The organism is Desulforamulus aeronauticus DSM 10349 (genome assembly GCF_900142375.1).
Taxonomy (GTDB): Bacteria; Bacillota; Desulfotomaculia; order Desulfotomaculales; family Desulfotomaculaceae; genus Desulfotomaculum; species Desulfotomaculum aeronauticum.
Genome location: NZ_FRAR01000020.1, coordinates 90,302 through 102,257, shown reverse-complemented (window position 1 = coordinate 102,257; position 11,956 = coordinate 90,302). Strand labels below are relative to the sequence as shown.

The window sequence follows — 11,956 nt, the reverse complement described above, 5'->3', positions numbered from 1 at the left end:
GGCTCTATAGACCATATCTCTCCATAAAGTTGACAGTCATGGCAGCAGCTTCTGCCCTGGTAGCTTGGCCCTGCGGATCAAAGTTTCCATTGCCCCTGCCTCTAATAATGCCTTCGTTGGCCATGGAGGTAACCGCTGTCCTTGCCCAGTCGCTTATGGAAGTCTGATCAGCAAAGCCCACGTTTCCTCCCTCAGACATTTGCAAGCCCTTGGCCTTGGCAAAATTATATAGCATAACAGCTATCTGCTCTCTTGTCACAGCTTTGCCTATACCAAATTCTTCAGAACTGATACCACTTACGATACCCGCTTGGTTAGCCCAACCCACAGAGCCTGCATACCAGGAATTTTTTTCAACATCTTTAAAATTAACTGGTTCTACAGTCTCAGCATTAGCGAGGTTTCTCAGTACGGCAACAAACATCTCTCTTGTCATGGTACTATCCGGAGCAAAGCTTTGTGGGCCTACACCGGCAAAAAGCTTCCTGTCCACTGCCTTTCCGATCGTAGCAGCAGCCCAATGATTATTGACATCCGAGAATAATTTGGCGGCTGTTTCACCGGCTGAAGCAGCCGAACCATTGTTAGTTTCTTGTTTATCCTCTGCAGCCGTATCCTTTTCATCCGTATTTTGGTTGTTTGAACCTGAGGACGAGCCTCTCCCTCCTGAATTCGAAGGGGATGATACCATTCTATCTTTAAATATCACAGCTCGCTCCTTTGATGAATAGGCCCAATCACGCAATGTTACACTTGAAGCAATTTTGCCGCCAAACCCATCCAGAACAGCATTGGCTCTGGCGATGAGAGCACTGTCGTTCTTGTTGGTATTGAGCCGGTCTGCCAGAGCAGTACTCTTAAGCTCGGATAAAGCTTTTCCTTCAAGGGCTATGACAGTTCCTTTGCCATAATCATTTCCTGCCACAATCCTTCCTACCCCTTTGGCAGGAGAAATAACCGCTTTTCCGCTAACCTGCTCGGCTCCTGCGTTATAATAGCCTTGCTCAATATAACTAATCCCCGTGGTTCTGCCTGTAAAACCTCCGATATCCTCTGTTGTATTTTTTGAGACAAGGCTTACATTGGCGTAATTATTGATAGCCACCCCAGCATTTAAGCCTGCGATACCGCCTATCGTGACCCTGGCACCATTTCCTGCACCGATGATACTGCCAGAGGCATAGTTGTTGATCACGGCCGCCCGGTTAGGTAAGCCGACCAGCCCCCCGGCATAGCTATAGTTGTCCCTGCTTGTCGCATCGATTGTCACATCGGCATAGGAGTTTGCTATGGTACCGCGGTTAATACCTCCTACCAGACCTCCGCTGTCATTTTGCTTGGCCGTGAAAGTGTTGATTGTTCCCTTGGCATAACAAAAATCAATATATCCTCCGTCTCCAGCATTCTCAGCTACATAACCCGCCAGAAGACCCGCGTAGGCTATTTGATCGTCTCTCATATACTTTAGATAAACAGCAGCATTCTCTAGTCCCAAATTTCTGATTTTTGCTGCTTCAAGATTGGCAAAAAGACCAACAGATTTGCAATATTCCTCCGGAGCTGCAGCGGAACCGATGGTCATATGTCTAATGACCTTATGATTGCCGTCAAAGGTGCCTCTGAAGCCATAAGCTCCCGAACCTCCCACCGGCAACCAGTTCATTCCTGCCAGGGAAATATCGTTGCCCAGCTTGATGAATTTGCCTTCATAATGCTCATCGGCATTCACAGATGCCGCAAATGTTTTCAACTGATTGGCTGTGTTAATCAGATACGGCTTGGTCTCCGTTCCGTTCCCACCGGCAAATATAGAGGGGTCGACTTCTCCGTAGCCTGTCTGGTCACGTTTGGCAGCCTTCTGTGCCGCTGTCGCTATGGCACCTTTTAATGCCTTGACAATGTCACTGTCGTTGTCTTCCTTGGCGTAGTTCTGGCTTGCGATAACGGCTTGAATGACATCTGCCTTAACGTCGTCAAGGGCAGCTCCCTCGCCGTGCTCTGTAACGCGAATATCTACTATCCGGCTTTTTTCAACTTTAATCTCTACATAGATATCTTTTCCGCTGGGTCTTATCTCTCTGCCGTAGTAGGTTCCGTCCGCCAGATCCAGCTTATTAGGCTCAAATTCCGGCGTCATATCCTTATAGGTTATGGCAACCGGTCCACCCACAGGCAACACAATACCGTCAACCAACTGCCAAGCCTTGAGTTTCATAAAATCCGGCAGCCCCATGGCATTCTGATCTCCTATGTTGGAGCTTACTCCATTGACAATATCCAGGGGAAAGGCATTGTGATTTGCATTTAAAAGATCTGCAAAGGCCTGGCTTTTAAGCTCGGCTGAGTTTTTGGGCAAGATGCCCACATGGTACGTACCATCATAGGGCTCACCTTCGTCATTTACACCGGCGCTAACCAAAAATCCTACATCTAAAACAGGCTTATTGATTGTACCATTGTTGTTCTGGACAGCATCAGAATTATAATAGGATACAAACTGTCTGGCAATTCCCGTGGCCCAACCCGTTATGGAACCCACATATTGCGAAAAGGAATCGGCCTTCATGTTACCAAGGGAATAACAATTTGCCATTTTCCCCCCATTGACACCGATAAAGGAGGATACAGCGGGTGCCCCTTCATATCCGTTGTCTCTGCTTGCCCTGCCGCCCGCATCACCAAGGGCCAGGCAATTGGCTACCACACTTCTGTTGCTCATACCGATAAAGGCTCCGGATTCAGCCAGCCCTCCTACGGCAGTGCAATAAACTTCAGCGTCCGTCCATGAGTTGATAATACCGCCCCGTACCGTCATTCCTATCAGTCCGCCGGCCCAGGCATTGATTCTTTCTGAGGACTCGGTTTTTAATGGATGGGTGGTTTCACTGTAGACATAGCCTGTTGCATAGCAACTATCAATATAACTCTCGTCTGTAACGCCCGCCATCAGCCCGGCGTAGCAAACTCCTTCTCTTTTGACAGAAACAGTGGCGTTTTCAATGCCAAGATTTTTCACCACAGCATTTTTGCCAATGACCCCGAATAGACCATAAAAAGTAGTCATTATACTGGTGTCATTTGTATCGCCGATTGGTTCTTCATAGCTATTGTTTCTGGAGCCGATGAACATGCCCCTGATAACATGACCCTGGCCATCAAATATACCACAGAAATCATAATGTCCCAGTCCTATAGGAGTCCACTGCTCGCTGGAAACATCTATATCTCCGGCCAAAGCAATGTATATGCCTGCATAGGTCACATCGTCTGACAGGGATTTCGCAAATTCTCTCAGCTGTTGCTCCGTTTTAATGATAAACGGGTCCTCTGCTGTCCCTTGTCCACTTTCAAAGATAGCTGTATTGATGGTCTCAGCAAAAAATTGTTTGGCCAGCACCACCTTGCCGCTACCGGGCTCCCAGGCATAGAATTTCACAGAGCCTGCCACACTTTGCAAATCACCCATATTGGGTTTGTTGGCTGCCGCAATGGTTGCTGCCGCAGCAGATATGGATGCTTTTTTCAACCCATTGTTTAATCCTTCGGCAAAACTTACAGAGCTCATATCTCCCTGCTCGACTGCCTGGACATTGTCCGTAATATAACCGGTAATAGAATCAGTAGCCGTCATAAACCCTTGGGCATTTTGGTCATTATAATAGGCATTGATCAGCGCCGTATTGGCTGTAATCATACCGCTGATGCCACCTGCTAAACGCTTGGCTTCATCCTCACTTTCAGAAGTAACCTCCCCTAAAGCGTACACATTATAAGCCGTTCCTGCATGTGTGCCCAGTATGCCGCCTGCTGCACTCAATGATTTACTGTCTGTCTGGGCGGAGACATCTCCCAGAGCAGCAACGTTAACAACCACACATAGGTTACCCGACACCCCGGCAATGCCGCCCGCAAATGCACTGCCATTTGCAGACTGGGCAGTGACAGCAACATTTGTATAGCAGTTGGTAACAACGTTTGCCATTCCTAAAGAGCCAACTACTCCGCCGACCCGGCTTATTTTATTACTGCCACTGGTAGAAGCTGCAACCTTTCCGTCAATTCTGCAATTGTTGATGATAACATCAGCTGCTGTGCTGCCTGCAATGGCTCCCGCATAGCTCGCCTCAACCACAGTAATTGCAATGTCGACCTCAGTAAGTTCAAGATCAGAAATTCTGGCTCCGGTTCCTAACTGTCCAAAAAGACCCGCGTACTGTACCGTTCCGTTCTTTATGGTCAGGCCTTGCACAGTTTTGCCTGCTCCGTTGAAGGTGCCAGAAAAGTCTGCCCCGGTAATGCCAATGGGTATCCATTCCTGACCGCTAAGATCAATATCGTCAGAAAGTGTGATGTACTTGCCTTGATAGGCGTTACCATTGTTTACCTCGTTGGCAAATCCTGTTAACTGCTCTGTAGTCTTGATCTCATAGGGATTGCTCTTGCTTCCATCCCCACTTTCAAAAACGGTTTGCAAAGCCTTGGCCAGAGCGTTGTTAACAGCGGCCTTAATGCCCTCGCTGCTTAATGTTGCACTACTGACACTGTCTACATCAGTAGAATTTGCATCTTTAATTGTATCCACCAGCGCTAAAGCTTTTTGCCAATAACTTGGGGTTTCATTCTGTGAAGTTACTTCTATTTTAGTAATGGCATTATTCGCTATGGTAACCTCTACAACGATGTCACCGTTGCGTCCCTCACCTGTTCCTTCATAGGTACCGTCTTTATAATCGCCTACCAGACCCGTACTCTGGATTTGTACCAGATTTGGAACAACATCTGGTTCGTCGCTGATAATTTCTTCACTTGCCTCAGTATCTATCTCTGAGGGTTGATTCTCAGCCCCGTCCTTCGGAATGATACTATCCTGGGACTCTTCATCTCCTTTATTTTCGATAGTATCTTCGTCTGCCTCAGGAGTTATCTCTGAACGTGGATCCTCAGCCCCGTCCTCCGGAATAATACTACTCTGAGACTCTTCATCCCCTTCATTTTCGGTGGTATCTTTGTCCTCGTCGTTCACTGCAGACTCTTCTTCAGGTATTGGGCTGTTCTGTTCTCCTTCATCGTTTTCCTGTAAAACCACAGCACTTCCTGTCCCTGTTTCAACCTCCTCGGCATAAACAGGTGCGACAGACGAAATGACAATTACCACTGCCAATATAAGCCCGACAAACCTTCTCAATTCCTTTTTCAGATTTGTAAGTTTCAAAGTGTATTACACCCCTCCTCAATCTTTTTTACAGCCGACTTACCTTCTTTTTACACCTCCCCAATATGATAATGATATCCATTATCATTAATCAGTTATAAAAAATTGGCTTATGCCAAGTCTTTAGACCGGCGAAAGCCAGTTTTTATAGTATCCTTTTAATAACTTTGATAATGATAATCATTATTATTAATATTGCATACCTAGATTTAAGTGTCAAGTATTTTTTTCCAGTTTTTTTCTCACGAGGACTGTTCCTTTGATGAGGACAACAGCATTTACTTTTTTATAGAAACACTAGATTTCCTCTTTTTACCAGTCATACTTTACCTTCCTGTCAATTATCTATATAAAGAGAAATTTGTGGTGTTTTTTGAGGGGGGTAAATTTATGGCTAAGGGTAAACTTAAGAAAGTATTCCCCGGTGGCAATACCTGTCGCGGCTTTTTCTCCTATTACGATCACATCATTGAGCCTAATGCCACAAGGATTTTTTCCCTTAAGGGCGGTCCCGGAGTTGGCAAATCAACCTTTATGCGCTATATAGGTGAAAAAATGCTGGATCTAGGCTACGATGTGGAATATCATTGCTGTTCATCGGATAATGGTTCCTTAGATGGTGTCTGCATTCCTGCCATTGGTGTAGCTCTGTTAGATGGCACCTCTCCCCACATAGTAGATCCCAAAAATCCTGGTGCAGTAGATGAGATTATTCACTTAGGAGACTTCTGGAATGAAGACAAGATCGTGGAAAATAAGGCGTTAATACTGAAATCAAACGCTCGTGTAGGAAAACTATTTAAAATTGCTTACAACCAGCTAGCCGAAGCCAAGGCAATTAGAAACGAATTAGACAGCTACTATGCGGAAGCCATTAATATGGGTGGTGTTAATGGTATTATCCATAGCATTGCCGAAGATATTTTGGAAGATGTCGTAGAAGATGATAAGCTGCAATTTGCCAAAGAACCTAAGGATAGACACCTATTTTCCACAGCCTTTACCCCGCAGGGGCAGGCTCACTACCTTGATACGATCTTACATGGCCTTGAAAAACTGTACTTCATCACAGGTGATGCCAGTACCATCGGCTCTGAAGTGGTGGGCACCATCGCTAGAGCTATGCATATGCACGGTATGGATACCGAAGTCTATCACTGTGCCTTTGAACCCACCGCTGTGGATGTAGTTGTCGTTCCAGAATTAAAAATTGCTGTTTTAAAAAACATCCCCGGTATCGATCTCAAAATTCAAGACCTACCGGGCCTAAAAAAAGTAAAAATCAAAGACCTTAATCAACATCTGGATCCAGATGTTTTGGCGGTTTATGGCAAGGAGATTCAGTGTTGCAATGAAAGACTCCCCTCTGCCATTGGCAGAGCCATCAGCTACATCGCAGCAGCCAAAGCCGAGCATGATGTCATGGAGCAATACTACGTCCCCGCCATGGATTTCGAGGCAATTAACGCCAAACGAGATGAGATTTTGGAGAGAATTCTCAAGTATTCGAAAAAACTTCTTCCTTAGATCAAAAAAGGCACCTGAAAACCCCAACAAAGAAGGGTTTAACAGGTGCCTTTTTGATTTAAGAAACCTACTTTGCCCTTCTTCCTAAAAACTAGTCCACTATAACTTAAGCGTAGTCTATTGGACTTAAAAAGTATCAGCTTGAGATTCTACTTTTTAAAAACGTAAGTAAGGTGATGTATAATTAAGGAAAAGCAAATGAATGGAACAAACTACTATGAAAAAGTCAATTCTCTTGATAACACCAGAGAATCGGGACATTCACAGAATTAGAAGACGGCAGTTTAATAACTTCACCCAGTTAACAATGCCTTATCTAGCAGGGTTTATTAACGAGGATCATTATAAAATTACTTTGGTAGACGAATATAATCAGAGGATACCCTATCACGAGAAGTTCGATTTGATTGCCATAACCGTTAATACCCCGAACGCGGCTCACTGTTATGCTATCTCGGAGAGGTTCAGGGAAAGCGGGGCCAGTGTGATTTTAGGAGGTCCTCATGTTACATTACTTCCAGAGGAAGCAATGGTCCATTGTGAATATGTCATAATCGGCGAGGCTGAAGAAACCTGGCCCCGCTTTCTCGAGGAGTTTTATAACGGAAAGGCACAGCCAAAATACAGCTCCGATAAGCCTCCCACTTTAGAAGGTTTACCTCTTCCCAAAAGAGGTTTGATAAAAAACAGAATTTTAACCAAAGGAGCCGTCATCGCTTCCAGAGGTTGCCCTTATTGCTGTTCATATTGCAATCTTAAACAAATTTATCACCCAAAGTTTAGATGCAGACCCGTCCAAGAGGTAATAACTGACATCAGAAATATTAGCAGCCGGTATTTCGTCTTTTGGGATGACAATTTCTTTGGCAATCACCAGTATGCCATATCCCTAATGAAAGAGTTAAAAAGCCTCGGGAAAAAGTGGGCCGCACAAGTCACCTTGAAAGATTGTAATGATGTAGAATTATTAAAGATGGCCAGAGATTCCGGGTGTATTTATCTTTTCTTAGGCTTGGAATCTTTCTCAGCTGAAAGTCTATCCCTTGTCAATAAGGAGATCAACAAAATAGAGGACTATCAAAGAATCATTGGTTTAATACACCAACACCAAATATCTGTTCAGGCCGGAATCATTTTTGGATTTGATACCGATGATAAAAGCGTTTTTGAAAAGACACTCCGTTGGTGTGAGGAGTTAGGGATAGATGGGGCAACAGTCAGCCTCCTAACCCCCCTTCCGGGAACTCCCATATACGAGGAACTGAAGAGAAAAGGAAGACTGCTTTCTGATGATTGGTCCCACTATAACGGGAAAACGAGCGTAGCTTTTAAACCTAACCATATGACCCCAGAAGAATTATTTGAAGGTTATATGTGGTTTAGAAAAAACTTTTACTCATTAAGGTCCATTCTAAGGAGATTAACTGTATCCAAAACAAACGTCTTCCATAACTTGTTGATGAACCTGGGATACAGATGGTCACTGAAATAATTACATCAAAGCCCAGAGGACCTTTTGTCTGACCGCATATAATCTGAAATTCAAACCATGCAAAAACCCGTCAAGTAGAACACATCAGTGCAGGATAAAAAATTACTAGCCCCTGCTGCAGGCAGCCTTAATGAAGATGTTACAAAAATCTTTAACATATATTACAAATCCTAAAACCACCTTTGCTTTGGTATACATTTGTTTTAATCTAGAATATATTTATGTATGTTCTAGAATTGGAGGTGCCGCAATGCCCCTAAAACAATTTAGGGATTCAGAAGGTTGTTATTCCTACTTACTCTATTGTGAACAGGAAAAAGTTGCTGCCGTAGTTGACCCAAACCATGATCTGAATTTATACTTATCAGCCATCAAGGATTTAGGACTAACCTTAGTTTATGCAGTGGATACCCATACCCATGTGGATCACGATAGTTTATCCGGCGAGTTGGCAAAAATCACCGGAGCGAAGGTGCTAATGCACCCAGCATACGTAGAACAAAGAAAACTTGGGGCAGCATTTACAGGCAACAAAACAATCGAAAAACACCTAGCCCATAATTCACTAATTCAAGTCGATATTACCCCTCAAGATCGGGAAATAATTACATTGGGAACGGTTGAAATCAAGGTACTTTACACTTCCGGGCATACCCTGGATAGTATTTCATTATTCGTTGATAATAAAGTATTAACCGGGGATATTCTAATGATTGGCAGTTGTGGACGTTCGGACTTTCCCGGTGGCAGTAATGAAGATATGTATACTAGTTTATTTGATAAGCTTCTTCCCTTAGGCGAAGACTGCATCATCTATCCTGCCCATGATTATAATAAAAACATTAACTCTGTTATGGGATTCGAATTGGTAAATAACCCCTTTTTAAAACATAGTTCAAAGCAAGCATTTATCAAATTCGCCGAGGAATCCTTTGCTAAATTACCAAGCTTTAGTTCTGGTGATAAAATTCAATGTTCTCTAACTCCTGCCGCACCTGCACCGGTAGCGGAACAACCTCCTCCGGCTACATCCACTCCTCTGATGGGGCAGATGTGTAGTGCCATGGAATATTACTTTAGAACGATTCCCCAGCACTGGAATCTGGTAAACAGCAAGGAAATGTTGGAAATCATTACGAAGAAAAGTCAAGATGTTCTTATTTTGGACGTCAGGCAGCCAGAGGAATACAAAGAAGGGCACATACCGGGGGCAGTCAACTTACCCGTTCGTGACTTGCCTATAAAGGTTAAAGAACTTCCGGCAAATCTTGAACTGCCAATTATTACAGTCTGCCACAGTGGAGCAAGATCAGCCTATGCAGCTATGTTCCTTAGAGGGTATGGATATTCGCATGTAAGAAGCCTTGATTTGGGTATGCATCAATGGAAGGAATTGAGTTTTCCAATAACTGCTTAGTCAAAAATAGGAGGATTGAATGATCTCCTTAGACTGTTGACAATCTAAAATTATTAGGAAATATCCGTCGAGCTTACCTCTAAAGGAAACTTTAGGGGTATTTTTTATGGTAGACCAACAGCCATATGGTTCTTGCTCTTTTAGCCACTGCGATAATAACAAGAATTCTATAGACACTCTTTCCATATAATGCTATTATTATTTGGAAATTAAATAATCTTAGTGTTAGGTGACCCCTATACGGGGTTGAAAAGGGAATCGGGTGCAAGTCCCGAACGGTCCGGCCACTGTAAATGGCGAGCTGGTTTCTAAAGGCCACTGGAGCAAGTCTGGGAAGGTTGAAACCGCGTTGACCCATAAGTCAGGAAACCTGCCTACTATATTTTCTGTGCATAACCTTCCGAGTAAAGGTTGGTGCTTATGTGGGTATCTTTCTGTTTAGATACGTTTATCTTTGTGTGCCCGCAACAGTCCAATCCCCAACCTTACAGGAGTTGGGGGTTTTATTATTTTATCATCAAGGGAGGTCCATATGTCAGGTATATTTTACGGTGTGGGAGTTGGCCCCGGAGACCCTGAACTCTTAACATTAAAGGCAGTCAAGACCATCAACCAGGCGGATGTAATTATTGCTCCGCGTACGGAAAAAAGGGGGGATAGCTCAGCCCTGGCCATTGCCCGTGATTTTATCCAAGCAGAAGCCAAAATTCTTCAACTGGTGTTCCCTATGGTTTACCAGTCCGACGCCCTTTCTCAGGCCTGGGAAAACAACAAAAATAGTATCCTGGATTTTTTACAACAGGGGAAAAAGGTGGTTTTCTTAACCCTAGGGGACCCCATGCTTTACAGTACTTACATCTATATGCACCGTTTGCTTAAAGATTGCGGCTACCCCATTTTCACGATTCCAGGTGTTACATCCTTTTGCGCCATCGCCAGCAGGCTTAATTATCCTCTGGCAGAAGGAAATGACATATTATGCGTGGCCCCTGCTACCGCCGACGAGGGCGATCTGGAGCAAATGCTGGAAATAGCTGATAAATTGGTGTTAATGAAAGTTTACAAAAACTATCCCAAATTACTTGATCAGCTGGAGCAACATGGGTTTCTATCTGACGCAGTGATGGTTAGCAACTATGGTCTGGCTGGTGAGAAAATTACCCCTAATTTGGCGGAGACCAAAGAGGCACAGGTAAACTACCTGACCACGATATTAGCTAAGAAACGGACAAAACAGCTGAGACATGAATCAGAGTGAGTTAGCCCAATTAATCCACAGAAAAAGACGAAAGGCACAGCTAAGCAGCCTGATAGTAGGTGCCTCCCTGCTGCTGCTGGCAGCCACCTCGGTCACAGTGGGCTGGACTAACTTAAGTGCCACAGATGTGCTGGCTGTTATTTGCGGCAAAGTAACCGGCAACAGTGCCTGGTACAGCCAACTGGAACCAGCCATGGTAGCCATCATCTGGGATATTCGGTTTCCCCGCATTCTTTGCGCCATCCTGGTTGGCTGCGGCTTGGCTGTTTCAGGGACAGTTTTTCAGGCCATATTAATGAATCCCCTGGCGGATTCGTACACAATGGGTGTTTCCACCGGTGCTGCTTTTGGGGCTAGTTTCGCTATTTTTTGCAACTTACTAGGGAATGTAAGTTTGCCCATTACACCCTTTGCCTTCGGTGGTGCCCTCTTAACACTTTTCGCAGTATTGGCCATAGCCCGGGTAAACGGTCATGTTTCCTCCACAAACTTGATCATTGCCGGCATCATTGTTGGCTGCTTCCTTTCTGCAGCCATTAGCCTCATTAAAAGTTTAGCCGGGGAAGAAGTGGCTGCCATTGTCTCCTGGCTGATCGGCAGCCTGTCTGCCAGAGGCTGGCCGTATGTTACCTTTGGCTTTCCTTTAATCATCATCTGTTACTGTTTTTGCCACTATTTTGCCGAGGAACTGAACATCCTCTCCCTCGGGGATCAAGAAGCCAGGAATCTGGGCATTGACAGCAGTAAACTAAGAATTGCTTTAATCTCCTGTGGTGCTTTACTTACGGCAGTCTGTGTATCCATCAGTGGCATTATCGGTTTTGTAGGTCTGGTGGTGCCCCATCTACTGAGAATGTTAGTGGGCTCGGATAACAAATTGCTAATTCCTTTGAGTGCCCTGTCCGGTGGCCTATTACTGCTAGCAGCAGATACCTTTGCCCGCTCGCTGGACAATATTGAACTACCGGTGGGAGTGTTAACCACCCTGCTGGGGGGACCCTTTTTCTTTTACCTTTTTAAAACCAGGAATAAATCCATTCAATAGAGGGC

Annotated in this window: 6 protein-coding genes and 1 riboswitch; of the genes, 5 read left to right on the top strand and 1 reads right to left on the bottom strand. The window is 44.6% G+C overall.

Annotated elements, in window-relative coordinates; genetic code table 11:
• Positions 1-4 precede the first annotated feature (4 nt).
• The gene (locus BUA78_RS13470) at positions 5-5,212 is read right to left on the bottom strand and encodes an S-layer homology domain-containing protein (RefSeq protein WP_072915451.1); all 5,208 of its coding nucleotides are present in this window, start codon (positions 5,210-5,212) and stop codon (positions 5-7) included.
• Between the two features lie 390 nt (positions 5,213-5,602).
• On the opposite strand from BUA78_RS13470, the gene BUA78_RS13465 reads away from it, so the two are divergent.
• From BUA78_RS13465 to BUA78_RS13445, 5 genes are all read left to right on the top strand, one after another.
• Entirely contained in the window at positions 5,603-6,739 is a 1,137-nt protein-coding gene (locus BUA78_RS13465) for a PRK06851 family protein (RefSeq protein ID WP_072915450.1), read from the top strand.
• Between the two features lie 202 nt (positions 6,740-6,941).
• On the top strand, positions 6,942-8,231 hold the full coding sequence (locus BUA78_RS13460; protein WP_238456824.1) for a B12-binding domain-containing radical SAM protein: 1,290 nt from the start codon (positions 6,942-6,944) through the stop codon (positions 8,229-8,231).
• 250 nt (positions 8,232-8,481) lie between these two features.
• Positions 8,482-9,648: an MBL fold metallo-hydrolase gene (locus BUA78_RS13455; protein ID WP_175549022.1), complete on the top strand. Its 1,167-nt coding sequence runs from the start codon at positions 8,482-8,484 to the stop codon at positions 9,646-9,648.
• A gap of 210 nt (positions 9,649-9,858) precedes the next feature.
• A riboswitch (cobalamin riboswitch) is annotated at positions 9,859-10,040 on the top strand.
• 140 nt (positions 10,041-10,180) lie between these two features.
• A complete protein-coding gene (cobI, locus tag BUA78_RS13450; protein WP_072915447.1) occupies positions 10,181-10,906 on the top strand; it encodes a precorrin-2 C(20)-methyltransferase in 726 nt (241 codons plus the stop codon).
• Complete coding sequence (locus tag BUA78_RS13445) at positions 10,893-11,951, top strand: FecCD family ABC transporter permease (protein WP_072915445.1); 1,059 nt, start codon at positions 10,893-10,895, stop codon at positions 11,949-11,951. Before cobI ends, BUA78_RS13445 begins: the two co-directional genes overlap by 14 nt.
• Positions 11,952-11,956: the final 5 nt, after the last annotated feature.